General features: G+C 61.2%; 23 protein-coding genes and 1 pseudogene. 11 read left to right on the top strand and 13 right to left on the bottom strand.

Features of this window, described 5'->3' with window-relative positions:
* Positions 1-5 precede the first annotated feature (5 nt).
* The 3 genes and pseudogenes from A9J21_RS04285 to A9J21_RS30635 all read left to right on the top strand — a co-directional run.
* Positions 6-548, top strand: a complete 543-nt coding sequence (locus A9J21_RS04285) for an NUDIX hydrolase (protein WP_066732235.1) — start codon at positions 6-8, stop codon at positions 546-548.
* A complete protein-coding gene (mnmA, locus tag A9J21_RS04280; RefSeq protein WP_066732233.1) occupies positions 545-1,624 on the top strand; it encodes a tRNA 2-thiouridine(34) synthase MnmA in 1,080 nt (359 codons plus the stop codon). Before A9J21_RS04285 ends, mnmA begins: the two co-directional genes overlap by 4 nt.
* A gap of 112 nt (positions 1,625-1,736) precedes the next feature.
* Positions 1,737-2,048, top strand: a pseudogene (locus tag A9J21_RS30635) (RNA 2'-phosphotransferase); the annotation flags it as partial.
* Here the strand turns inward: A9J21_RS30635 and A9J21_RS04275 are convergent.
* From A9J21_RS04275 to A9J21_RS04230, 8 genes are all read right to left on the bottom strand, one after another.
* Positions 2,027-2,434: a hypothetical protein gene (locus tag A9J21_RS04275; RefSeq protein ID WP_066732231.1), complete on the bottom strand. Its 408-nt coding sequence runs from the start codon at positions 2,432-2,434 to the stop codon at positions 2,027-2,029. The pseudogene A9J21_RS30635 and the gene A9J21_RS04275 sit on opposite strands and share 22 nt — an antisense overlap.
* A 214-nt stretch (positions 2,435-2,648) precedes the next feature.
* The gene (locus tag A9J21_RS04270; protein WP_156545658.1) at positions 2,649-3,122 is read right to left on the bottom strand and encodes a hypothetical protein; all 474 of its coding nucleotides are present in this window, start codon (positions 3,120-3,122) and stop codon (positions 2,649-2,651) included.
* A gap of 1,079 nt (positions 3,123-4,201) precedes the next feature.
* The gene (locus A9J21_RS04260) at positions 4,202-4,585 is read right to left on the bottom strand and encodes a hypothetical protein (protein WP_156545655.1); all 384 of its coding nucleotides are present in this window, start codon (positions 4,583-4,585) and stop codon (positions 4,202-4,204) included.
* Positions 4,586-4,845: 260 nt separating this feature from the next.
* Entirely contained in the window at positions 4,846-5,181 is a 336-nt protein-coding gene (locus A9J21_RS04255; RefSeq protein WP_066732223.1) for a DUF596 domain-containing protein, read from the bottom strand.
* Positions 5,182-5,185: 4 nt separating this feature from the next.
* The gene (locus A9J21_RS04250; RefSeq protein ID WP_066732221.1) at positions 5,186-5,434 is read right to left on the bottom strand and encodes a hypothetical protein; all 249 of its coding nucleotides are present in this window, start codon (positions 5,432-5,434) and stop codon (positions 5,186-5,188) included.
* Between the two features lie 39 nt (positions 5,435-5,473).
* The gene (locus tag A9J21_RS04245; protein WP_066732219.1) at positions 5,474-5,890 is read right to left on the bottom strand and encodes a hypothetical protein; all 417 of its coding nucleotides are present in this window, start codon (positions 5,888-5,890) and stop codon (positions 5,474-5,476) included.
* A gap of 246 nt (positions 5,891-6,136) precedes the next feature.
* Positions 6,137-7,138 carry a hemagglutinin repeat-containing protein gene (locus tag A9J21_RS04235; protein WP_231906797.1) on the bottom strand — a complete coding sequence of 334 codons (1,002 nt, stop codon included), beginning with the start codon at positions 7,136-7,138 and terminating at the stop codon, positions 6,137-6,139.
* 308 nt (positions 7,139-7,446) lie between these two features.
* Positions 7,447-8,061, bottom strand: a complete 615-nt coding sequence (locus A9J21_RS04230) for a glutathione S-transferase C-terminal domain-containing protein (RefSeq protein ID WP_066732214.1) — start codon at positions 8,059-8,061, stop codon at positions 7,447-7,449.
* 381 nt (positions 8,062-8,442) lie between these two features.
* Here A9J21_RS04230 and purB point away from each other — a divergent pair, with 381 nt between their 5' ends.
* The 8 genes from purB (at position 8,443) to A9J21_RS04190 (ending at position 17,342) form a co-directional block, all read left to right on the top strand.
* Positions 8,443-9,819, top strand: a complete 1,377-nt coding sequence (gene purB, locus A9J21_RS04225; protein ID WP_066732212.1) for an adenylosuccinate lyase — start codon at positions 8,443-8,445, stop codon at positions 9,817-9,819.
* A 357-nt stretch (positions 9,820-10,176) separates the two neighbouring features.
* Positions 10,177-10,740, top strand: a complete 564-nt coding sequence (locus tag A9J21_RS04220) for a cytochrome b (protein WP_066732211.1) — start codon at positions 10,177-10,179, stop codon at positions 10,738-10,740.
* 70 nt (positions 10,741-10,810) lie between these two features.
* The gene (locus A9J21_RS04215) at positions 10,811-11,386 is read left to right on the top strand and encodes a YceI family protein (protein ID WP_066732210.1); all 576 of its coding nucleotides are present in this window, start codon (positions 10,811-10,813) and stop codon (positions 11,384-11,386) included.
* 80 nt (positions 11,387-11,466) lie between these two features.
* Entirely contained in the window at positions 11,467-12,057 is a 591-nt protein-coding gene (locus A9J21_RS04210) for a YceI family protein (RefSeq protein ID WP_066732208.1), read from the top strand.
* A gap of 391 nt (positions 12,058-12,448) precedes the next feature.
* The gene (locus A9J21_RS04205; RefSeq protein ID WP_066732206.1) at positions 12,449-13,840 is read left to right on the top strand and encodes a class I SAM-dependent methyltransferase; all 1,392 of its coding nucleotides are present in this window, start codon (positions 12,449-12,451) and stop codon (positions 13,838-13,840) included.
* Between the two features lie 40 nt (positions 13,841-13,880).
* Entirely contained in the window at positions 13,881-15,212 is a 1,332-nt protein-coding gene (locus tag A9J21_RS04200; RefSeq protein ID WP_066732205.1) for a sensor histidine kinase, read from the top strand.
* A 7-nt stretch (positions 15,213-15,219) separates the two neighbouring features.
* A complete protein-coding gene (locus A9J21_RS04195; protein WP_066732203.1) occupies positions 15,220-16,353 on the top strand; it encodes a hybrid sensor histidine kinase/response regulator in 1,134 nt (377 codons plus the stop codon).
* Positions 16,350-17,342 carry a response regulator gene (locus tag A9J21_RS04190; protein ID WP_066732201.1) on the top strand — a complete coding sequence of 331 codons (993 nt, stop codon included), beginning with the start codon at positions 16,350-16,352 and terminating at the stop codon, positions 17,340-17,342. Before A9J21_RS04195 ends, A9J21_RS04190 begins: the two co-directional genes overlap by 4 nt.
* A 99-nt stretch (positions 17,343-17,441) precedes the next feature.
* Here the strand turns inward: A9J21_RS04190 and secF are convergent, their stop codons facing one another.
* The 5 genes from secF to queA all read right to left on the bottom strand — a co-directional run bounded on the left by secF (position 17,442) and on the right by queA (position 23,276).
* A complete protein-coding gene (gene secF, locus A9J21_RS04185; protein WP_066732199.1) occupies positions 17,442-18,413 on the bottom strand; it encodes a protein translocase subunit SecF in 972 nt (323 codons plus the stop codon).
* A gap of 24 nt (positions 18,414-18,437) precedes the next feature.
* Positions 18,438-20,300, bottom strand: coding sequence for a protein translocase subunit SecD (gene secD, locus A9J21_RS04180; RefSeq protein ID WP_066732198.1), 1,863 nt, complete (start codon positions 20,298-20,300; stop codon positions 18,438-18,440).
* Between the two features lie 213 nt (positions 20,301-20,513).
* The gene (yajC, locus tag A9J21_RS04175) at positions 20,514-20,840 is read right to left on the bottom strand and encodes a preprotein translocase subunit YajC (protein WP_061955498.1); all 327 of its coding nucleotides are present in this window, start codon (positions 20,838-20,840) and stop codon (positions 20,514-20,516) included.
* A 220-nt stretch (positions 20,841-21,060) separates the two neighbouring features.
* Positions 21,061-22,191: a tRNA guanosine(34) transglycosylase Tgt gene (gene tgt, locus A9J21_RS04170; RefSeq protein WP_066732196.1), complete on the bottom strand. Its 1,131-nt coding sequence runs from the start codon at positions 22,189-22,191 to the stop codon at positions 21,061-21,063.
* Positions 22,192-22,223: 32 nt separating this feature from the next.
* Positions 22,224-23,276 carry a tRNA preQ1(34) S-adenosylmethionine ribosyltransferase-isomerase QueA gene (queA, locus tag A9J21_RS04165; protein WP_066732194.1) on the bottom strand — a complete coding sequence of 351 codons (1,053 nt, stop codon included), beginning with the start codon at positions 23,274-23,276 and terminating at the stop codon, positions 22,224-22,226.
* Positions 23,277-23,386 lie beyond the last annotated feature (110 nt).

Below are 23,386 nucleotides of genomic sequence, written 5' to 3'. Positions count from 1 at the left end.
AAAAAATGTGCATCATGTCACGTGAATGGATTGCCAGCGTCACCGTTGCCGCCGTCATTGAACGCGGCGGCCGCTTTCTGCTGGTGGAAGAGGAAACGGCCGATGGCCTGCGCCTGAACCAGCCCGCGGGCCACCTGGAGCCTGGCGAGAGCCTGATCCGCGCCGTTGTCCGCGAAACGCTCGAAGAAACCGCCCACACGTTCGAACCGCGCGCGCTGCTTGGCTGCTACATGAGCCGCGGCCGCTCGTCGCGCGACGGTGGCGATACCACCTACATCCGCTTCGGGTTCACGGGCGACCTGGGTTCGCTCGACGCCGGCCGCCAGCTGGACACCGGCATCGTCCGCACCGTCTGGATGACAGCCGAGGAACTGCGTGCCTGCGCCGACCGCCATCGCTCGCCGCTGGTAATGGCCTGCGTCGACGACTACCTGGCCGGCAAGCGCTTTGCGCTGGACCTGCTGCACACCCATCCCACCGCCATCGCCAGCGCTACCGACGCGGCCGTGGCCGCAGCGGCGGGGCAGTCATCGGGGGCAGCACTGTGAGCGGCAAGCGAGTGGTGGTGGGCATGTCGGGCGGCGTGGATTCGTCGGTCACGGCATGGCTGCTCAAGCAGCAGGGGTACGAGGTCATCGGCCTGTTCATGAAGAACTGGGAAGACGATGACGACAGCGAGTATTGCTCCACGCGCCAGGACTGGCTCGACGTGGCGTCCGTGGCCGACGTGATCGGCGTGGACGTGGAGGCCGTCAACTTCGCCGCCGAATACAAGGACCGCGTGTTCGCCGATTTCCTGCGCGAATATTCGGCCGGCCGCACGCCGAACCCGGACGTGCTCTGCAACGCCGAAATCAAGTTCAAGGCCTTCCTGGACCACGCGATGTCGCTGGGCGCCGAACTGATTGCCACGGGCCACTATGCGCGCGTGCGCCAGGCATCCAACGGCAAGTTCGAATTGCTCAAGGCATTCGACCACACCAAGGACCAGAGCTACTTCCTGCACCGCCTGAACCAGGCGCAACTGTCGCGCACGATGTTCCCGCTGGGCGAAATTCCGAAGACCCGCGTGCGCGAGATCGCCGCCGAAATCGGCCTGCCGAACGCGAAGAAGAAGGACTCCACCGGCATCTGCTTTATTGGCGAACGCCCGTTCCGGGACTTCCTCAATCGCTACCTGCCGACCAAGCCGGGCCCGATGGTGACAGATGAAGGCAAGGTCGTCGGCCAACACATCGGCCTGGCGTTCTACACGCTGGGCCAGCGCAAGGGCATCGGTCTGGGCGGCAGCAAGGACGGCAGCGGCGACGCGTGGTACGTGGCCCGCAAGGACATGGCATCGAACACGCTGTACGTGGTGCAAGGCCACGACCACCCGTGGCTGCTGAAACCCGAACTCGACGCAGCCGACCTGTCGTGGGTGGCCGGAGAACCCCCGCTCGCCGGCGCAACGATGGCCGCCAAGACGCGGTATCGGCAGAGCGACGCCCCCTGCACGGTGGTGACGGCGGAAGGCGATGCACTGCGTCTTTCGTTCGACGAAGCGCAGTGGGCGGTGACGCCTGGACAGTCCGCCGTGTTGTATGACGGGGAGGTTTGTCTGGGTGGGGGGATTATTCGGTAGGGGAAAGGGTCAAGGCACTTTCTTTGTTGTAGAAGGCTTGCTTGGTTCGTTCAGCCCCGGGTATCCACGACAAATATCGCACCATGAACTCTAGCGACCTCAAGGACATTCAACGGTCAGCGTCCAGCTCAAACATGCGGAAAAAGAGCCGCCCGACTTTCTTTACCACGGGACGGCGACTCGTTTCCTGCCTTCCATCATGGAGCATGGCCTGGTCCCCGGATCTCGCCATCACGTCCATCTTTCGGCCGACCGGGAAACCGCCATCGCCGTGGGAAAGCGGTATGGTAGTCCGGTGATATTGAAAATCGCGGCTTCCAAGATGAGGTTGGAGGGGATTAAGTTCTTCCAAGCCGAGAATGACGTCTGGCTGACGGATTGGGTGGCTGCCAGATTTATTGATCAAGACAGTTCGGATTTATAGTTGAGCGATTCGACCTGAGCGGCTTCCATCCAGGTAGTGAAATTATCATAAGAGAGGTTTTCCCACGGCAGCGTCTTTGGCGTGGCATAGTCGTATACGAAGACAGACGGCTCACCCGACGTGTCCGTCCCGTCAAAACACGCCAGCACCACCCACCCATCGTTATAGAAGCCAGTCTGATCGTCGATCATGGCGAATGGGATTAGCGGTCGTTCCGGAAATCCTTGCAGCATCCTGCCGTAATAGGATAGGGAGGCGGGAACATCCTTCGCTAAGAATCTCCATGGCTGCAAGTCTGGAAGCCGATTGAAAGTAACGAGCTCTATATATTCTCTCGGAAGGATAAATCCGGGTGGCAAAATTGGGGAATTGAATAGATAGTTCATGATTATTTTTTTCCTTTGATACTAGGTGCTTCCGATGAGCCATAAGGGTTGCTACTTGCAAAACCCCCGTGAAAAATCTGGTCTTCATATCGATAGCTGGTTCCATTCCGCCATAAACTTCATGTATGTGAAGTTTCTTCCTAAGTACGTTCGTGAATCTGTGCACGTCCTGCATAATAATATTTGCGTTGGCAGTTGACGATTCATCGAACGATTACCGCTTCCCCTTTTCCATGTCGATGGGAATCAATATCTCCCCAAATTTCATCCCGTGTCTTTCAAATGAACCTTCGATGCGCTCCATGAGGGGTTCGCAGGCGTTTGATGACAAGTCGATGTGAAAATTTTCTATCAAATCCCTCGTCTCTTCTGATGCGGTCAATTCAGGTTCGATCCAATATAGCGCACCATATTTTTCAAAGTCCTTGGCATCGAATGGGTTGTGATTTGCTAGGTGGCGTGCGAACCCATAATGGCCATCTATGTCGTGGGAAATAATCCATTTCTCGTCAAGATGTAACAAATTGCATCGCAGACATCGATATATCATTTCCACTGCGAATTGCCATATTTCGTGAGCGTTGATCGGGGCTGGCTGCCGCCCTCCAATGAATGCATCTGGACAATAGGCATCCAAGGTTGTCAGGTACAGATAATCCTGAAGCGTCGAGGCTTCGATTGGTGACATCTTCATAGCCGGTCCTAGCGTGGAAATTTAAGCTTCAATATACTTGGCTTGCCTTTCGGCGATGAATTCAAAGTGTTGATACTTAGGTCGTTAATTTCAACCGTAGCGGTCGTCGGCAATGTATCCTTACTAGCCTGCCCAGCGGGCCTGAACGTTATCCAACCGCCTTCTGATGTTTGGGCACGCCAGCAGCCCTCGCAATTATCGATTGGTACGGATTTGGTGGGCGGTTTCCCGCCGATTATCCGTCCTAATCGCATGTCGGATATCTACTATCGCTAATGGTCCGGCGGTAAGCGTCGAGTCTTCGATTGATGCCATCTCAATAGTCAGGCGACGTTTCGTTAATCGAATGGTAGCGGACCCGTCGCCCTGTTCGTGAAAAATCTGGTTTTCATGTCGATTGCTGGTTCCATTCCGCCATAAACCTCATGTATATGGAATTTCTTCCTAAGCCCGTTCGCGAATTTGTACATGTCCCGCATAATCATATTTGCGTTGGCAGTTGACGGTTCACCGAACGATAGTTCGACGTCGTAGATATTTTCAAATTTTATGATCCGAAGAAGAATCATAGGGATGAGCGAAGGTCTCGCTAGATGAAATGAATGCAAGTTTATGGACATGCAATCATTGCCCTCGTTTTTCTGTATTTCATTGAGGGCAGTTGCTAACAAGTCATGTGCATATTGGCAGGGAGGAGAGGGAGAAATTACTCTCGCAGTTCGAAAGGACAATAATTCAAGAATCTCATTCAGGTGGACTTCTGGTACTCCACCAAGTACGACCTCGTATGCTTCGGTCATGGCAATTAGTCAATGAATGATTCTGGCTCGGAATTTACTTCGATCGGTAAGCGCGTCCAAGAAGTCCGCCAGCGGCTGTTCGAACGGCTCAGCTGCATTGCTTGCCTTACTCGATTGGCGATAGTCGTGCTGCCATTACGCTAACAATCGGTGAATGGGACCATATGAATGATCGATGCGTTGTCTCGGATAGCCTGTTTTTTCGTGATTCAACTTCTGGAATCCAACGCTCGCCATTAAATAATCGAAAATTTATTGGAATTTTCCGTTGTCTTAATGGTGGCGAGTAATGAGCGGTTCGTCAAAACACAGTACGTTAATTACGTCGTTATCAGTCAGGATGATAAAATGGATCATTTCATCAACTTTCCGTATCGCAAAGGTTTCGGTTGACAACCAGTTCAGTAAACTGCTGTCTTGGGCTCTGATTACTGGTGTGCCGAGCAAGTTGAAATTGTTAATTTCTTCCAGCGTGCGAAGTGCATCCCCCTCGTCTTGTTTGGAGTAAAAAATATATCCATCAAATCGGATGGAAAGTCGATAATCGGCGCCATCCGAAATTTCTACTATTAGATCTCCGTTGATGTCCTCGAGCCTGTCAAAGCGGAGGGGCGAGCGTGGAAGGAGATTGTGACGGAATGCGCCGTATTTTTTCATGAGCCGTACCTTACTTTTTGCTTTCGTTTTCCTTCCGTCCTGTACGGAGCACGAAAATTCAGTTATGTGGAAATATTCCCGCTTGCTGCGTACGGCGGGCCTCCGCGTCCAGGGCCAGGTCATCCAGATGTCCCCGCCGGCTGGGGCCCATTCGCCAGCAAGCTTGCACCCGAAGTGATTCGACTTGGCGCCCATCTTTTTGCGGCAAACTCACGCTCCCAGTTTGCAGTATTCATCGAGACTCTTGGTGGCCGAATGGGCTAATTCCAATCGATAAATCCACCGGGCATACGCCACCCGATTCCCGCCGGGCATTCGTCGGTGAAGAACCAAACTCCATTATTAAGATTCTCGTCGTCCTGCGGGAATGCTATTTGGAAGTTTGATAATGTCTCCTCGATACTCCATGTGAGCAAATGTCCTTGTTTGGCGAGGAGAATTTTCTTCTCTTCTAGCATTTTTTTGAGCGCCCAAAGAAACAATGCCTTTCGGTCGTCGTAAGATTGTGCATCCTGACTTATATAAAACCAAATGGCATCAAGTCCCATTCCCGTTGAATTGAAAATGATAAAATTGTATCGTGTCTTGGAAATCATCTTTTTACCTAAACTTCAATTCAAATTGCTTTTTCTTTTGGGCGAGTTGGTCAAGCTCCTTACTGCCGAGCAAATCAATGGTCCAGCGAGCCCCGGTAACCGACGCGGAACCTGAAACAGAGCGCAATGTTACTGTTTCGCCATTCTGAAGTTTCGCCAGCCAGACATTCGAGGCCGCATGCATCACCGGAGCATCGCCAGCCAGGGTATGTTGGGGGAATCTTTTCATAAAAAGTTCGAATACACTAACCATAAAGTGTCTCGATTCAGGTTGGAAAGCCGAAGCTCTTGCCTACGTATTCAAGTCCAAATCGGGAAATGCCTCGCGATACTGGTCTGGAAAATAGTAAGGGTCCGGAAATCGCAGACTGCCCGGTTCATCGTATTTTAAGTTGGAGATTTTTCGGATATCCTCCGCCAGTGCATCGAATGCCGAACCCACATTCATCGCGTAAATACGCATATCTATTAGTGCTGCTCGCATAGCCAAGGTATCGTTATCCCTCCGTGCCATCTCGCACACTCCTGAAAATCCCACGAGTTTCTGGATATCTCGTCGTAGGCCTTGATTCAGATCGGCCTTGTAGCTCATGCGCCATTGGGACGTACCCTCCTCCTCATTCCACCCGTCCGCCATGTCCTCGCGCGTCACCCCGTGCGCGCCTGCCAAAGCTATCAGCGAATCCCTCAGTGCATTCAAGTCGATCATGGTGTTAATTCCTTAGTTTGCGTCCTTTCCGCTGCAGCAGTTTTTTCTCGATTCACCGTTCCGTCCAAATTCAATACAACGCGCACGTTCCCTCGTTTGTCGAAGACTTCGAGATGGTTCTTGTGCAAACCATCCAAGTGGAGCTGGTCTCCTCTCTGTAGAATTCCAATTGGCTCCCGTAGCTGGCCAGGGCTTCGTCGATCGATTGGCCGGTCAGGGCCTGTTGCTGGTCGCCATCCCGGATCGTCACCGCCGATTCAGGCTGCCCGATACGGCGCCGCCGCCGAATGTCAGGCTGCCGCCCAGGCTCCGGTCCTTGCTGCGGTAGCCGTGCAGGTCCTGCAGGCTTTCGATATTGAGGTTGCCGCCGATGCCGGCCACGACGCGGTTTTCGCCCACCACCGCGCCGGCCAGCGTCGTGTCGCCGCCGGATTCGATCACCAGCGTCTTGCCGGCGTTGACATGGGTATTCCGCCATGTCACGTCCTGTCCGGATCCGTTGCCCCGTGATCCGCTCGCGCTGACCGTCACGCCGACCTGCGCCGGCCCCTTCGCGCCAATCTGCGCCGATACGCCCAACCCTGCGCTGGAGCCGCTGCTTTTGCGGTCCATGTCCGAGGTGTTCTTCGCCGCGAGCAGCGCCACCTTGCCGGCGGCTTTCAGGCCGAGATTGCCTCCTGCGCTGACATCGCTGCCACGAATCGTCAGGGTCGAATCGACTCCCGCTCCGGTCGCACGAATGCGTACGTCCCCGCCTGCTGCAATGGTCGATCCGGCGGCCTTATCGCTGCGGGTCGTGGTCCGGCTGTCGTTCTGGCTGGTACCGAGCGACACGGAAACGCCGATGCCGCCCGCGGCCTTGGGATCCGCCTTGATCGCGTCGGCGGCGTTCGTCGCGGCCAGTGCGGTGGTGACCCCTGCCAGCGCCTTCATGCGGGAATCGGACGTCTGGCTCGCCGCGCGCGACATCTGCTGCGCGGTCTGTGCCATCGAGATCACTGGCGAGGGCGTTTCATCGCTGGGCAGCGTTTCGGCGGCGGTGGCTGCCGGTCGCTCCAGCCGGGCTTCGGGCTCCGCCTCCATGCGTTCGCGCAGGGCGCGCTCGCGATCCTGCTGGCGCAACAGTTCCGGGGTAGCGGGCGATGTTGCCGCTGGGTGCGGGCCGGGCTGCGCCAGGACAGGACCGGGCAGGGCCGTCGGCAGGCCGAGTGCGATGAGTTGGACCAGTGGCGCGAGCGCCGTGAGCACGCCGGGTGCGCGCAGCCGCCATCGCGCACGCGAGTGACCTGTATCGAGATGTCTTGTCGTGACCCTGTGATGACCCACAATCCCGCTCCGACGTTGGATCGGCGCAAGATGGGTGTGCTTGTCGGAAGGGTGGTGGACGTTGCGTCCACTGACCGTCCACGCGCCGGATCAGCGCGGGACGTTAGCGGGGAGCGCGATGGCCGGAAATCATAGAAATCTTGAAGATTTCCGGCGAACAGTAAAAATACGTCTACCGTTGTATCGCGCTGACGATGTGTGTCAGAAATGCGGCACTTTTTGCCGCAGGGTCACGCCGCCGGCGGCGCTGTGTCGATGAACGACTGGCGTTTCTCGATCTTGTCCTGGAACGCCACCAGGTTGGCGTACTGGTCACGCCAGGCGATGTCGGGGAAGCGGAAGTCCAGGTAGGCCAGTGCGCAGCCCACGGACACGTCGGCCAGGGTGTAGTGGATGCCGGTGCACCACGGCTTGTCGGCCAGGCCCTTCGACATGGCGGCCAGTGCGGCATCGATCTTGCCGCGCTGGCGCGCGACCCAGCTTTTGCTGCGTTCGGCGGGCTGGCGCTGGGTGCCTTCCAGGCGAACCAGCAGGGCGGCGTCCAGCAGGCCATCGGCCAGCGCTTCCCAGCAGCGCACTTCCATGCGCTCGCGGCTGCCCTGCGGAATCAGGCGGCTGACGGGCGACAGCGTGTCCGCGTACTCGGCAATCACGCGTGAATCGAAGATCGCGCCACCGTCTTCCATGATCAGGCACGGCACCTTGCCGAGCGGGTTGAACTGACCAATGATGGTGTCGGGCGACCAGACGTTCTCCTCGATCATCTGGTAGTCGATCTTCTTCTCCGCCAGCACCACGCGCACCTTGCGCGCATACGGGCTGGTCTGGGACGCATACAGCTTCATGTTCTCCCCTTGAGCTTGTTATGAAGTGCATCGGCGCTCGGTGGCACGGGGTGCGCTGGCAGGCGCCGCGGCGTGCCCGATGGACTTCATAACAGGCTAATGGATGGGCGAGCGCGAGTATACATGCGGAGTGTCGGGAATGCGCCATCAATGCGGCCTTGCGCACGCTTGGATGGCTGGCCCCCACGGCGACCCGCACAGCGCCATGGCGCGATGGTAAAATCCCGCGTTGCGCGTTTGGCGCGGCGCTTGCGCCGTCTGCCGAACCGGCCCTTGCATCGGCAGGGCGATGCGGCGGATTCGCCGCATCAGGGCCTTGTCGCGTGGTTCCCAGCGCCCCCGCTCGAACCTCCACATTCCTCTTTTCTCCCGGTTGCCAGCATGTCCACGTCTTCCCTCTCGCCGCTCTCCGCCCTGTCTCCCATCGATGGCCGCTATGCCGCCAAGGCCGATGCACTGCGCGAATGGCTGTCCGAGGCGGCTTTCATGCGCAACCGCGTGAAGGTCGAGGTCAACTGGCTGATCGCGCTGGCCCAGGCCGGCCTGCCCGACGTGCCGAAGTTCTCGGCCGCTTCGGAAGCGAAGCTGCAGTCGCTGGTGGACAACTTCACCGAGGCCGACGCCGCCCGCATCAAGGAAATCGAAGCGGTCACGAACCACGACGTGAAGGCCGTCGAATACTGGCTCAAGGAGCAGGTCAAGGGCAACGCCGAGCTGGAAGCCGCCAGCGAGTTCATCCACTTCGCCTGCACCTCGGAAGACATCAACAACACGTCGCACGGCATGATGCTCAAGGGCGCCCGTGACGGCGTGATCGTGCCGGCGCTCAAGCGCGTGCTGGCCCGCCTGGTGGAACTGGCGAAGCTGAACGCCACGCAGCCGATGCTGTCGCGTACGCACGGCCAGCCGGCCAGCCCGACCACGCTGGGCAAGGAAATCGCCAACGTGGCAGCCCGCCTGGCACGTGCCATCGAGCGCGTGGAGCGTGTGGAACTGCTGGGCAAGATGAACGGCGCCGTTGGCAACTACAACGCGCACCTGTCGGCCTATCCGTCGTTCGACTGGGAGTCGTTCTCGAAGCAGGTGATCGAGCAGCGCCTGGGCCTGACGTTCAATCCGTACACCATCCAGATCGAGCCGCACGACTACATGGCCGAGCTGTTCGATGCCATCGCACGCGCCAACACGATCCTGCTGGACCTGAACCGCGACGTGTGGGGCTATATTGCGCTGGGCTACTTCAAGCAGAAGACCAAGGCCGGTGAAATTGGCTCTTCGACGATGCCGCACAAGGTCAACCCGATCGATTTCGAGAATTCGGAAGGCAACGTGGGCCTGGCCAACGCCGTGCTGCGCCACCTGTCGGAAAAGCTGCCGGTTTCGCGCTGGCAGCGTGACCTGACCGATTCCACCGTGCTGCGCAACATGGGTGTGGCCTTTGGCTACAGCCTGCTGGCCTACGAGGCCTGCCTGCGCGGCCTGGGCAAGCTGGAAACCAATCCCGAGCGCCTGAACGAAGACCTGGACAACTGCTGGGAAGTGCTGGCCGAGCCGGTGCAGACCGTGATGCGTCGCTTTGGCGTGCCCAACCCGTACGAGCAGTTGAAGGAACTGACGCGCGGCAAGGGCATCTCGCGCGAAGCCCTGCAGACGTTCGTGCAGGGCCTGGCGATTCCCGACGACGCCAAGCAGTTGCTGATGGAAATGACTCCGGCCAGCTATATCGGCAAGGCCGTGGAACTGGCAAACCGTATCTGATCGCCGTCACGGGCGTCGCGATATGCCGCGGCGCCGCAAGGCCGAAGCAAAGGGCTGACCCCGAGGGGTTGGCCCTTTTTGTTTGGCGCGCAAGTTTCGAAAGAAATTACCTCGCTGATACCAGCAGCCAATGCCGCACGGCTCCCGGTGGCGTTACGATCGGTTCCCGGGCGCAGGGTGCGACATCTCGACACATCAAATGATTTGAACAACTTCATGAAGTTCGGCGCTTCCAACGCAGGGCCGGTCACCTAATAATGCGAGAATTGGCAGCGAATGACCGGACCGCTACTGCAACAGACTGTCTTGGCGCCGACATAGCAGAATAAGTAATAAAGATCGAAGGGATTGACTGACATGGGTTTCAAAGCATCCGGGCCGGGGGGCCAGGCGACGTACACGGCCACCGCCATCGGCCTGCACTGGCTGATTGCCTTCGGCATCTTTGCCGCGTTCGGGCTGGGCCTGTACATGACGGGCATTCCCGGGCTGACACCGACCAAGCTCAAGCTGTTCTCGTGGCACAAATGGCTGGGCGTGACGATTTTCGTGGTGGCCGTGCTGCGCGTGCTCTGGCGCGCCACCCACGCTGCCCCGCCCGTGGCACCCGGTACGCCGGCCTGGCAGGCCAGGGCCGCCGCCGCGGCGCACCATCTGCTCTACCTGCTGATCCTGATCGTGCCGATCACGGGCTTTCTCTACAGTTCGGCCGCCGGCGTGCCGGTGGTGTACCTGGGCCTGTGGAAGCTGCCGTCGCTGATCGAGGCCAGCGACACGCTGAAGCCGATCCTGAAGTTCGCCCATGTCTGGCTGAATTACCTTATGGCCGCGATCGTGGTGGTGCATGCCGCCGCGGCCATCAAGCACCAGGTGGTGGATCGCGACGGCACGCTGGCCCGCATGATCCCGTTCCTGCGCTGATTTGCCGTAGTTCTTCGAACGCTTTGCCTGACCAACCGGCCGTGATGGCCAGTCACCACTGGAGTTCCAGATGAAACGCATGTCCCGTCCCGGCACGATCTTCGTGGCGGCCGCCCTGGCAACGGCTGGCCTGGCCGCCAATCTGGCATGGGCGCAGATCGATGCCGCAAAGAGCACGGTCACGGCCACCGCCAAGCAGATCGGCGTGCCGATGGAAGGCAAGTTCAGGAAGTTCGACGCCACCGTCGACTTCGATCCGGCCAAGCTGGCCACGTCGTCGGCCAAGGTCGAGATCGACGTGTCGACCTTCGAGATCGGCGATGCCGAGACCACCAAGGAAGTGAAAGGCAAGGACTGGTTCGACGCCGGCAAGTATCCGAAGGCCGTGTTCCAGTCGACCAGCATCAAGGCCGGCGCCGCCGGCAAGTATGACGTGGCCGGCAAGCTGACCATCAAGGGCAAGACGGTGGATGTGACCGTGCCCGCCACGTACAAGCAGGAAAACGGCAGCCTGGTGTTCGATGGCGTGCTGCCGATCAAGCGCACCACGTTCAACATCGGTGACGGCGAGTGGAAGGACACTTCCGTCGTGGCCGATGAAGTCCAGATCAAGTTCCACCTCGTGACCCCGGCAAAGAAGGGCTGAGGCAGGCTTTGCCGCGCTCACAGCTCCTTGGCCGTTTTTTATCGACCTTCCTCTCCAACTTCTTGACGGGAAACTCAAAAATGAAAATCCGCACCCTGATCGCCGCCGTTGCAGCAGCCTCCGCCGCCCTCGCTGCCGGCACCGCCATGGCCAACGCCACGACGTACAACATCGACCCGACCCATACCTACCCGAGCTTCGAAGCCGACCACCTGGGCGGCCTGTCGAAGTGGCGCGGCAAGTTCGACAAGTCCAGCGGTGTTGTGACGCTGGACCGCGCGGCCAAGGCCGGCACGGTCGACATCAAGATCGACGCCGCATCGATCGACTTCGGCAACAGCAAGCTGAACGAGCACGCCAAGAGCCCGGAAATGTTCGACGTGCAGGCTTTCCCGGATGCCACGTACAAGGGCAAGTTCTCGAAGTTCAAGGGCGACGTGCCGACCGAAGTGGACGGCGTGCTGACGCTGCGCGGCGTGTCGAAGCCGGTCAAGCTCGAGATCAAGGAATTCAAGTGCATCCAGCACCCGATGCTCAAGCGTGAGGCTTGCGGCGCCGACGCCGTGGCCCAGTTCAACCGTGCCGACTTCGGTATCGACTACGGTGCCAAGTACGGCTTCAAGCAGGACGTGAACCTGGCGATCCAGGTGGAAGCCGTCAAGGCCGACTGATCACGTGACGACACACTTCTGGCGGAAGTTGCGCCAGTGGAGAAATTGTCATTTCTCCAATACATAATGGAAAAATGGGCCAGCAGCATTGCTGGCTCATTTTTTTTGTGGTTTGCATACCCCCCTTCATTCAGCAAGTGGATTGTTGTACGGTTCAGAATTGCCACAGTACAATGGTTTGCCGCAGTCCCACCCTCAGGGGCGGCGTTCGCCCCGGTCTCCGCCGGCTGGCGCGCTCGTCCCCGCAACAGGTCACGCGCATCGATATGAGCATTGGCTGCATTCCCTGATTGGTTGTTTCGCCGCAAGACCCTTGCATTGAGCTGTACCCGGCCGACGCCCGCGGGCGCCGTGTCCCGCAGCGTTTCTCGGATTTCCCTGGCGCGATACCGTGTACTCCAAAACGCAAATCGATCCGGTAGTTAGCTTCCGCAACTCGCAGGGCGAGCAGGTGCGGGGCACGATCATCAATCTCCAGCGCAAGTCGCTGGTGATGGAAATCTACAATCCCTACTCGATTGTCCAGGTCAGCGAAGTATTGAGCGAGCTGAGCGTGCGCATGGGCGCGAAGAACGCGTACCTGGGCAAGGCCGTGGTCATGAGCCTGGTGAACACCGGCCTGACGGCTGTGGTGTCGCTGACGCTGATCGACGAGTGGCGCGAACTGACCGACGTGAACGATGCACCGAAATCGGTCGCACGCGAAGCCGAGATGTTCGTGCAGGACTGGGATACGCGCTTCAATATCCGCCGCGACTACCAGATCGTGGTCAACGAGATGCGCGCGTATCTGTCGGAAGTGTCACGCTGGGTGGAACAGGTGGACCTGACCGAGTCTCTGCCCAAGCGGGAAGGGCGCCTGCGCGAGGATGTGTTCTACGAACTGGCCACCCCGCTGATGGGGAAGGTGAAGACTTACCTCGACTGGCTCGAGGACGAGGCCCAGCGCGTGGATCAGGAACTGGCGCCGGTGCACCGCACCTATGCCCAGGCTGCGCTGCACCCGTTGCTGCTGCGCGCGCCGTTCGTGTATCGCACATTTACGAAGCCGCTCGGCTACGCGGGCGACTACGAGATGGTGAACCAGATCCTGAGCGATCCGCAGCAGGGTCCCACCACCTACTTCCAGATCGTCAACACGGCATTCCTGAAGGCGGCGGTGGCTACGGCGCACCGCAACCGGATTGACCTGCTGGTGGATTACCTGACCCGCCAGGCCGAACGGGCCCGGGCCGAAGGGCGGCAGTTCCGCGTGCTTAACGTGGGTTGCGGGCCGGCATTCGAGATCCAGCGCTTTGTCCGCGAGTATCCGAACCCCGAACTGCTGTCGTTCCAGCTGGTCGATTTCAGCGAGGAAACGCTGGGTTACACGCGGGCATCGGTGGAGCGTGCGGCCGCTGGCGCGGGCCACAAGGTGTCGGTCGAGATGGTTCACCAGTCGGTGCACGACCTGCTCAAGCGCCGCATTACCGCGGACGACCCAAGCGTACGCGAGTTCGATGCCGTCTACTGCGCCGGGCTGTTCGACTATCTGTCCGACAAGGTCTGCGCGCGCCTGCTCCAGTATTTTGCTTCGCGCTCGAAGCCGGACGGCCAGCTGCTGGTTACCAACGTCCACTCGGACAATCCCGAAAAATTCGGGATGGAACACCTGCTTGAGTGGTATCTGATCTATCGCGACGAGGCCGGGATGTCCTCGCTCTTGCCGGAGAACTCGCATGCCCACCGACTCTATGTCGATGAAACCGGCGTCAATGTCTTCGCCGAAGCCACTGTCCGTTGAGGTTTCGGACGCCGAAGACGCGGCCCCCCCCGCCAAGGTCATGAGTTCGAATCAACTTTACGCCGGATACCAGTCCGAACTGGCCGATTTTCGCCTGGCGTTCAGCCGCGGCGGCGCCTACACGGCCATCGCACTGGTACTGCTGGGCGTGGGGCTGGACTACGGCCAGTATCCGCATTTCCAGCTGCCGTTCGCAATTGCGCGCGTGGTGGTCTCGCTGATGATCGCCGGTGTCATCGTGGCGTTGTACAGCCAGGCCGGCCGGCGCTTCGCGCCGTGGCTGACCATGACCTGGCTGCTGCTGCCGCAGATCATGATCGCCTGGATGATCTCGCGCACCGAAGGCGTCGAGTCGCCATACTATGTGGGCCTGAACCTGGCGATCTTCGCATCGGGCATCGCGCTGCCGTTCGGGCTCTGGCAAAACCTGGTGTTTGGCGTCCTGTCGTACGTGCTCTACGCGGCCGCATGCCTGCTACATCCGGGCGGTGTCGAGCCGATGGGCACATTTATCGTCAATTCGCTATTTCTGCTGTTTGCGGCGGCGGCCAGCGGCGTGTACACGTTCTTCAATGAACGTGCACGCTTCATGCTGTTCCGGCTGAAGGCCGAGGTGGCCGACAAGAACACCGAGCTGGAAGTCATCAACCGCAAGCTGGTCGACATCAAGGGCCAGATGCTGCAGCAGGAAAAGATGGCGGCCATCGGTACGCTGGCCGCCGGCCTGCTGCACGAGGTCAACAACCCGGTGAACTTCTGCCTGATGGCTATCGAAGTGGCCATGGAAGAGCCGGCAGCCAAGTCGGAGCCGATGCTGCAGGAATGCCTGGTCGACGCCAAGCAGGGCATGCAGCGCATCCAGCATATCGTGTCGGACCTGAAGACCTTCGCCTATCGCAAGCCTGGCGCCGAGGTGGAAGGCACGCCATTCCTGTTCGAAAAGGCCCTCGATTCGTCGCAACGGCTGACTGCGCACGAACTGCGCGGGGTCAAGATGACGCGTGAAATGCCTGACGATACGCTTGTAATGGGCGACGAAGCGGCGATCATTGGCGTCCTGATCAACCTGTTCTCGAACGCTGCGCTGGCGATGCGCAAGGCCGGCACCAAGGACCCGGCCATCCATACGACCGTGCGCTGGCAGGACAAGCGCCTGCACGTGACGGTCAAGGACAACGGCCCCGGCATTGCCGCCGAGCATCTGGCGCGCGTATTCGAACCGTTTTTCACCACACGCGAGGTGGGGCAGGGCCTGGGCCTCGGGTTGTCGATCAGCTATGCCGTGATCGAGCGCCACGAAGGCGTGCTGTTTGCCGAAAGCGAAGTTGGCCACTGGGCCGCCTTCAGCTTCGACCTGCCGCGTGCGGAGTAATGCTGTCATGACCGATACCACGCAGACGCGCCCCACCATTCTCTACGTCGATGACGAGGAGATGGCCTGCAAGTATTTCGCGCGAGCGGTCGGTAGCGAATACGAAGTGCTGTCGGCCAACGGCGCCGACGAGGCAGTGGGCATCCTGCGCGCGCACCATGCGCGGATTTCGGTATTGGTAACCGATTTCCGCATGCCGGGCCGCGACGGCGGCGATCTGCTGCGCCAGGTGGCCCAGGAGTATCCACAGATTGTGCGCATCCTGGTCACGGCCTATGCGGACAAGGACATGCTGCTGGAAACCGTCAATTCCGGCGAGGTGTTCCGCATCCTCGAAAAGCCGATTGGCGTGGCCGATGTGCGCGAGATCCTGCGGCTGGCGGGCGACCGTTTCCGCGAGCGCGCGGTGCGCCAGCAGCGGCTGATGGCGATCGACGAGACCCTGGCCTTCCTGGCACACGAGCTGAACACGCCGCTGGCGGCCATCGCCAATTTCGCGCTCGGCATCGGGTCGCGGGTCGGCGGCGAGTACAGCGAGCAGCGCCAGCAGGAAATTGGCCGGGCGGCCAGTGCGATGCACGACAACGCCCAGTATTGCCTGGCCGTGCTGTCGTCGTTTCTCCAATCGGTGCGCAGCAGCGCCGGTGGCGCCACGCCGAAGCCGGGCATTGGGCAGGAAGTCAGCGCGGGTGCGCTGGTGGCATCGCTGCTGGATACCTATCCATTTGCCGATAACCAGCGTAGCTGGGTACAGGTGGAGCTGGAGGGCGACTTCCCGGTGCCCACGCTGCCCAACTGCGTGGCGCTGGTGCTGTCTTCGGTCATGAGCAACGCGTTGCGCGCGTTGGCCGATGTTGGCGCCCCGTCGCTGCGCTTCGTGGTGGTGGCGGGTGACCGTCCCGAGATCCGCATTGCCGACAACGGCCCGGGCATCCCGCCCGAGATCATGGGACGCCTGCTGGTGGACCCCGTGACCACGCACGCATCGGCGGGCGGCAGCGGGATGGGCATGATTTTCTGCAATCGCGTGATGCAGTCGTTTGGCGGCGGCATCCGGATTGCCTCGGCATCCGGAGCGGGCACCACCGTAACCCTCGATTTCCCCAATTTCAAGAATCGTATGCACAGGAGTGATCGATGAGCGAACTGAATACCACGCAGGCACCCCCGGCGATTCTGTTCGTCGACGACGAAGCGACTGCGGTCAAGTATTTCCAGCGGGCCATTGGCCAACTGGCGCCGGTGGTGACCGGCCAGTCCGTGGAAGAGGGCAAGGCCATGCTGGACGCTCATGCCGACAGCTTGGCCGTGCTGGTGTCCGACCAGCGCATGCCGGGCGAGTATGGTAACGAACTGCTGCGGTACGCGCGCGAGCGCTATCCGCATATCGTGCGGATCCTGACCACGGCTTATTCCGAGCTGGACCAGACCGTGGAGGCTGTGAACCAGGGCCAGATCCATCGCTATATCAAGAAGCCGTGGGACATTACCGCGCTGCGCATGGAACTGAAGCAGGCGCTGGAACTGTCCGGCCTGCGCAAGGAGCGCGACCAACTGGTGCGCGAGAAGCTGATGGTGCTGCAGAAGCAGACCGTGGCGTCGCGCGTGGGCATGATCCATGCGCTGTGCGCCAGTCTGATCGGTCCGGGCCGCTTCCAGCCTGTGGAAACCTATCTGTCCGGCACCTATCTGGCCGGGGCGCAGAACGCCGAGCCCGACTGGCAACGCCTGGACTACGCCGACCTGGTGGGCGCGGAAAGCCAGCGCAGCGGATCGTTCGGCCATGCCGTGGCGACCACGCTGTCCAGGCTGCGCGGCGCTGGCCGGTCTGCTGGCGATGCCGCGGCGGTGCTGGCCGAAACGCTGGGCGCCTCGGTACGCCGCGACGGCGATGTTGTCACATGGACGTCGGCCGCCACGCTGAACGAATTTGTGTCCCGCCCCGTGGCCGAAGTGGTATCGGCCGAGCATGCCGGATGGCTGGCCGTGCTGCTGTGGCTGGAAGAGGCCGGTGGCGCGCTGCAACTGGTGCGCGAAGGCGACGCGATTGCCGCACGCGCCGGCACCCGGGCAGATTCGTTCGCCTCGGACCGCCTCGCGGTATGGATCGAACAGCTGACGGAAGCCTAGGCGTGGGTTGCGCCGCTTCCCCGTTGCTAAGGGGGAAGGGAGCTGGACAAAGAAAAAGGCACCCGGAGGTGCCTTTTTTGTCTCTGCCTGCTCAGGCCATCAAGCCTGCGCCCCGAAGTTCGGGTCGTTGCGATCAGTGACGTCGCCTTTCTTCTCGCCCTTGATCAGGTCTTCGCGCTTCACGCCCAGCCACATGGCCAGCGCCGCGGCCACGAACACCGACGAATAGATACCGAACAGGATACCCACGGTCAGGGCCAGTGCGAAGTAGTGCAGCGTGGGGCCGCCGAAGAAGAACATCGACAGCACCATCATTTCGGTCGAGCCGTGGGTGATGATGGTCCGCGACATCGTGCTGGTAATCGCGTGGTCGATCACCTCGTGCGTGGTCATCTTGCGGTACTTGCGGAAGGCCTCGCGGATCCGGTCGAAAATCACCACCGACTCGTTCACCGAGTAGCCTAGCACCGCCAGAATGGCCGCCAGCACCGACAGCGAGAATTCCCACTGGAAGAACGCGAAGAAGCCCAGGATGATCACCACGTCGTGCAGGTTGGCGATGATGCCGGCTACCGCGAACTTCCATTCGAAGCGGAACGACAGGTAGATCACGATACCGGCCACCACGCACAGCAGCGCCAGCAGGCCGTCGGTTGCCAGTTCCTTGCCCACCTGCGGACCCACGAACTCCACGCGCTGCAGCTTCACGTCAGGCGTGGCCGCCGTCAGGGCGCCCATCACCTGTTCGCTCTGCTGTGCCGACGTCACCTGCTTGCCGTCCGGACCCTTCTGCAGCGGCAGGCGGATCATCACGTCACGCGAAGTACCGAAGTTCTGCACCTGCACGTCGGTGTAGCCAAGCTTGCCGACCTGGCCGCGGATCTTTTCCAGATCGGCGGTCTGCGAGTAGTTGACCTCCATCACCGTGCCGCCCGTGAACTCGATCGACAGGTGCAGGCCCTTGTGCCAGAGGAAGAAAACAGCGGCGGCAAACGTCAGGAAGGACACCACGTTGAAGACCAACGCGTGCTTCATGAACGGAATGTCGCGCTTGATGCGGAAAAATTCCATGATGTGTTCCTGATATGTCCTGGCTTACTTGGCGACCGGGGTGTCGGTGCCCGGCTTCCAGATCTGGCCGATAGCCAGGCTCTGGAGCTTCTTCTTGCGGCCATACCAGAGGTTGACCAGGCCGCGGTTGAAGAAGACCGCCGAGAACATCGAGGTCAGAATGCCCAGGCAGTGCACCACGGCGAAGCCGCGCACCGGGCCAGAGCCAAATGCCAGCAGCGCCAGGCCGGCGATCAGCGTGGTCACGTTCGAGTCCAGGATGGTGGCCCAGGCGCGGTCGAAGCCGACGGCGATTGCCATCTGCGGCGACGCGCCGGCGCGCAGTTCCTCGCGGATCCGCTCGTTGATCAGCACGTTTGCGTCGATCGCCATGCCGAGCACCAGCGCGATGGCGGCAATGCCGGGCAGCGTCAGCGTGGCCTGCAGCATCGACAGCACCGCGATCAGCAGCAGCAGGTTGATGCCAAGCGCCGCCACCGAGAACACGCCAAACAGCATGTAGTACAGGATCATGAACGCGGCGATGGCGGCAAAGCCGTAGGCCACCGAGTCGAAGCCCTTCTGGATGTTGTCGGCACCCAGCGACGGGCCAATGGTGCGTTCCTCGATGATTTCCATCGGGGCGGCCAGCGAACCGGCGCGCAGCAGCAGGGCCAGGTCATTGGCGGCTTCGGTCGAATACGAGCCGGTGATCTGGAAGCTGGAACCGAGTTCGGACTGGATCGTCGCCACGGTCAGCACTTCGCCCTTGCCCTTTTCGAACAGCACGATGCCCATCGGCTTGCCGATGTTCTCGCGCGACACGTCGCGCAGCACTCGGCCGCCCTGGGCATCGAGCTTGATGTTCACGGACGGGCGCTGGTTCTGGTCGAAACCGGCCGACGCGCTTTCGATGCGGTCGCCGGTGAAGATCACCTGCTTGCGCAGCATGACCGGGGCACCGTTGCCCTGGGTGAACAGTTCGTCGCCAAACGGCACGGGGTCGCCCGGACGCGGGTTACGCACGGCCGGGTCGGCCAGGCGCGCTTCCAGCGTGGCGGTGCGGCCGATGATGTCCTTGGCCTTGGCGGTGTCCTGCACGCCCGGCAGCTGCACGACGATACGGTCGGAGCCTTGCTGCTGGATCACGGGTTCTGCCACGCCCAGTTCGTTCACGCGATTGTGCAGCGTGGTGATGTTCTGCTTGACCGCGGCGTCCTGCACGGCCTTGCGGGCGGCGTCGGTGAACACGCCCACCACGTTGGTGCCGTCGATCGAGAAGGCCAGTTCGCGCAGGTTGTCGCCCAGGATGCCGCGTGCGCGGTTGGCGTCGTCGGCGTTGCTGAAGCGCACGGTCAGGCGGTCGCCTTCACGCTCGATGCCGCCGTGGCGCACGTTCTTGTCGCGCAGCAGCGTGCGCGCGTCGCCGGACAGGCTGTCGAGCTTCTTGTCGACGGCGCCCTTCATGTCCACCTGCAGCAGGAAGTGCACGCCGCCGCGCAGGTCCAGGCCCAGGTACATCGGCAGCGCGTGCAGCGCGGTCAGCCAGCGCGGCGAGCCCGACAGCAGGTTCAGCGCCACCACGTACGTGGGGTCGTTGGCGTCCGGGTTAAGCGACCGGGACAGCACGTCCTTGGCCTTGAGCTGCTCGTCGGTGGTGCGGAAACGCGCCTTGACCGAGCCAGATTGGCCGGCCACGTCAAAAAAGACGCCGTCCGGCTGCAGCTGGTTCTGCGCGAGGATTTCCTCCACATGCTTCTGCATGGACAGGTCGACCTTGACCGTGGCCTTGGCCGACGAAACCTGGACAGCGGGGGCCTCGCCGAAGAAGTTCGGCAGGGTGTAGGTGATGCCGATGGCGAGAGCCATCAGGATCACGATGTATTTCCAAAGCGGATAGCGATTCATCTTTGGCCAGTCATTGCAGTTGGCATGCCGACAAGTCGCGCACAAGGCGCGCCGGTTCGGCTGGACCGGTTGGCAAACAGCCGCCCGGCAGCCCGGTCACGAGTCCCGAAGGATCCGTGGGGGCTGGTGCAGGCGGCTGCGCAGGGCAGGGTCGGCGGAGCGTCTGGCGCCACACGACACCTGCCGGGATCAGGCTGGAGAGACCGTCCGGGATCAGAGCGACTTCAGCGAGCCCTTCGGCAGCACGGTGGTCACGGCGTTCTTCTGCACGGTGATTTCCGTGCCTTCGGCCACTTCCAGCGTCACATAGTTCTCGTTGACCTTGGTCACACGGCCCAGGATACCGCCGGCGGTCACGACTTCGTCGTTCTTGGCCAGGGCTTCCAGCATGGCCTTCGATTCCTTCTGGCGCTTCATCTGCGGGCGGATCATGATGAACCACAGCACCGCGAACATCAGGATGATCGGCAGGAAGCTCATCAGGCCACCGGCCGCGCCGCCGGCACCGGCGGTCTGCGCAAAAGCGTTCGAAATCAGCACGTTACTTCTCCGTCACAAAGGTCAATCAGGGAATCGGGCATTCTATCACCCGGTTGTTGTCCCGCCTTGGCATTCTAGGGCGAATTACGGGTTTGTTCGGGGTGCTTTCAAAGTACTTTGCGTACGTTGCAGAAAACACCCGAAGCCTTCCGTTGCGGGCAGTTATTCGACCAGCAAGCCGCCAAAAGTTCGGTTGGCTGTCTGGTTTTCAGAACATTCTCTATTTGGTGCCGCGCGCGCGGTTTTCGGCGAACTGGCGGCGGAACGCCTCGAAGCGGTGTTCCTCGATGGCGGTGCGCATTTCGCGCATCAGTTCCAGGTAGTAATAGAGGTTGTGGATCGTGTTCAGGCGGGCGCCCAGGATCTCGCCCACGCGGTGCAGGTGGTGCAGGTAGGCGCGCGAGAAGTTGCGGCACGTGTAGCAGCCGCACTGTTCGTCCAGCGGGCGGGGGTCGTTGCGATGTGCCGCATTGCGGATCTTGACGTCGCCAAACCGGGTGAACAGCCAGCCGTTGCGGGCATTGCGCGTCGGCATGACGCAGTCGAACATGTCCACGCCATGCGCCACGCCGGCCACCAGGTCTTCCGGCGTGCCCACGCCCATCAGGTAGTGCGGCTTGTGGGCCGGCAGGCGCGGGCCCACGTGCTCCAGCACGCGCATCATGTCTTCCTTGGGCTCGCCCACGGACAGGCCGCCGATGGCATAGCCGTGGAAGTCCAGTTCGGACAGGCCGGCCAGCGATTCGTCGCGCAGGTCTTCGAACATGCCGCCCTGGACGATGCCGAACAGCGCGTTCGGGTTGGCCAGGCGGTCGAATTCGTCACGCGAGCGCTTGGCCCAGCGCAGGCTCATGCGCATCGAGCGGGCCGCTTCGTCATGCGTGGCCGGGCGGCCGTCGATCTCGTAGGGCGTGCATTCGTCGAACTGCATGACGATGTCCGAATTGAGCGTGCGCTGGATCTGCATCGAGATCTCGGGCGACAGGAACAGCTTGTCGCCATTCACCGGCGAAGCGAACGTGACGCCTTCTTCGGTGATCTTGCGCAGTTCTCCAAGCGAAAACACCTGAAAACCACCCGAATCGGTCAGGATCGGCTTGTCCCAGCCAATGAACTTGTGAAGGCCGGCGTGGGTATCCACCACGTCCAGGCCCGGGCGCAGCCACAGGTGGAACGTGTTGCCCAGGATGATCTGGGCGCCGATCTCGTTCAGTTCCAGCGGCGACATCGCCTTGACCGACCCGTAGGTGCCCACGGGCATGAAAATTGGCGTTTCCACTACGCCATGGTTTAGCGTGACGCGGCCACGGCGCGCGTTGCCATCGGTGGTCAGCAGTTCGAAGTTCAGCATGTTCGGTTCTCGAAATCGGTCGGTCGCGCGGGTCAGTCGCGGCGGGTCAGCAGCATGGCGTCGCCGTAGCTGAAGAAGCGGTAGCGTTGCGTCACGGCATGGCGGTAGGCGGCGCGGATGGCCTCCACGCCGGCCAGCGCGGACACCAGCATCAGCAGCGTCGACTTGGGCAGGTGGAAGTTCGTGATCAGCGCGTCCACCGCGCGGAAGCGGTAGCCGGGGGTGATGAAGATGTCGGTGTCGCCGGTGCCGGGGCGCAGCGTGCCGTCGTCGGCCGCGGCCGATTCCAGCGCGCGCAGCGACGTGGTGCCCACCGCGATCACGCGTCCGCCACGGGCGCGCGTGTCGCGCACGGCATCGGCCAGTTCCGGGGTGACGGCGTACCACTCCGAGTGCATCTTGTGCTCGGACAGGTCTTCGGTTCGCACCGGCTGGAAAGTGCCGGCGCCCACGTGCAGCGTCAGGAAGGCGCGGCGGATACCGGCCGCGTCGAGCCGCGCGAACAGTGCATCGTCGAAATGCAGGCCGGCCGTGGGTGCGGCCACGGCGCCCGGATTGCGCGCGTACACGGTCTGATAGCGCGTTTCATCATAGGCGTCGGGATCGTGCGTGATATACGGCGGCAGCGGCAGGCGGCCGTAGCGTTCGATCAGGTCGAGCGCGGGCTCCGGAAAGCGCAGCGTGAAGAACTGGTCCACGCGCGGGCCCACGGTGACCGTGAAGGCGCCATCGGCCAGATGCAGCGGGCTGCCTTCGGCCGGGGTCTTCGACGCGCGCACCTGGGCCAGTACGGTGTGGCTGTCCACCACGCGCTCGACCAGCACCTCGATGCGGCCGCCGCTGGGCTTCTGGCCGAAAAAGCGCGCCTTGATCACGCGCGTGTCGTTGAAGACCAGCAGGTCGTCGGGGCTCAGGTATTCGAGGATGTCGCTGAACGCGCGGTCCACCAGCCGCACCGCTTCGGCGGTGTCTTCCGGGGCTGTTCGCTCCACCACCAGCAGGCGGCTGGCGGTGCGGTCGGGCAGGGCGGACTGCGCGATCAGCTCGGGCGGCAGCGGGAAATCGAAATCGGACAGGGTCAGCATTGCGGTTCAGCGGGTATTCGGGGGGTAAAGCGCCAGGCAATACGCGGGCGGGGCAGCACTCCGGAACGAAGTGCCGCCGCAGGCATCGGTACGGCATGGGTACAATCGGC

Origin of the sequence: Cupriavidus sp. D384, from assembly GCF_001652915.1 — a bacterium.
GTDB lineage: Bacteria > Pseudomonadota > Gammaproteobacteria > Burkholderiales > Burkholderiaceae > Cupriavidus.
The sequence above is the reverse complement of the archived record's forward strand: the minus strand, read 5'-3'. Positions and strand labels throughout refer to the sequence as shown.

Excerpts from the sequence above, each read along its gene's own strand:
- A9J21_RS04200 (WP_066732205.1), top strand. The coding sequence starts at position 13,881 with ATGAGTTCGAATCAACTTTACGCCGGATACCAGTCCGAACTGGCCGAT.
- secF (WP_066732199.1), bottom strand. The coding sequence starts at position 18,413 with ATGGAATTTTTCCGCATCAAGCGCGACATTCCGTTCATGAAGCACGCG.
- A9J21_RS04215 (WP_066732210.1), top strand. The coding sequence starts at position 10,811 with ATGAAACGCATGTCCCGTCCCGGCACGATCTTCGTGGCGGCCGCCCTG.
- A9J21_RS04260 (WP_156545655.1), bottom strand. The coding sequence starts at position 4,585 with ATGAAAAAATACGGCGCATTCCGTCACAATCTCCTTCCACGCTCGCCC.
- A9J21_RS04250 (WP_066732221.1), bottom strand. The coding sequence starts at position 5,434 with ATGGTTAGTGTATTCGAACTTTTTATGAAAAGATTCCCCCAACATACC.
- A9J21_RS04230 (WP_066732214.1), bottom strand. The coding sequence starts at position 8,061 with ATGAAGCTGTATGCGTCCCAGACCAGCCCGTATGCGCGCAAGGTGCGC.
- A9J21_RS04195 (WP_066732203.1), top strand. The coding sequence starts at position 15,220 with ATGACCGATACCACGCAGACGCGCCCCACCATTCTCTACGTCGATGAC.
- A9J21_RS04190 (WP_066732201.1), top strand. The coding sequence starts at position 16,350 with ATGAGCGAACTGAATACCACGCAGGCACCCCCGGCGATTCTGTTCGTC.
- A9J21_RS04255 (WP_066732223.1), bottom strand. The coding sequence starts at position 5,181 with ATGATTTCCAAGACACGATACAATTTTATCATTTTCAATTCAACGGGA.
- A9J21_RS04220 (WP_066732211.1), top strand. The coding sequence starts at position 10,177 with ATGGGTTTCAAAGCATCCGGGCCGGGGGGCCAGGCGACGTACACGGCC.
- queA (WP_066732194.1), bottom strand. The coding sequence starts at position 23,276 with ATGCTGACCCTGTCCGATTTCGATTTCCCGCTGCCGCCCGAGCTGATC.
- A9J21_RS04210 (WP_066732208.1), top strand. The coding sequence starts at position 11,467 with ATGAAAATCCGCACCCTGATCGCCGCCGTTGCAGCAGCCTCCGCCGCC.
- secD (WP_066732198.1), bottom strand. The coding sequence starts at position 20,300 with ATGAATCGCTATCCGCTTTGGAAATACATCGTGATCCTGATGGCTCTC.
- A9J21_RS04275 (WP_066732231.1), bottom strand. The coding sequence starts at position 2,434 with ATGAACTATCTATTCAATTCCCCAATTTTGCCACCCGGATTTATCCTT.
- A9J21_RS04270 (WP_156545658.1), bottom strand. The coding sequence starts at position 3,122 with ATGTCACCAATCGAAGCCTCGACGCTTCAGGATTATCTGTACCTGACA.
- tgt (WP_066732196.1), bottom strand. The coding sequence starts at position 22,191 with ATGCTGAACTTCGAACTGCTGACCACCGATGGCAACGCGCGCCGTGGC.
- A9J21_RS04245 (WP_066732219.1), bottom strand. The coding sequence starts at position 5,890 with ATGATCGACTTGAATGCACTGAGGGATTCGCTGATAGCTTTGGCAGGC.
- purB (WP_066732212.1), top strand. The coding sequence starts at position 8,443 with ATGTCCACGTCTTCCCTCTCGCCGCTCTCCGCCCTGTCTCCCATCGAT.
- A9J21_RS04285 (WP_066732235.1), top strand. The coding sequence starts at position 6 with ATGTGCATCATGTCACGTGAATGGATTGCCAGCGTCACCGTTGCCGCC.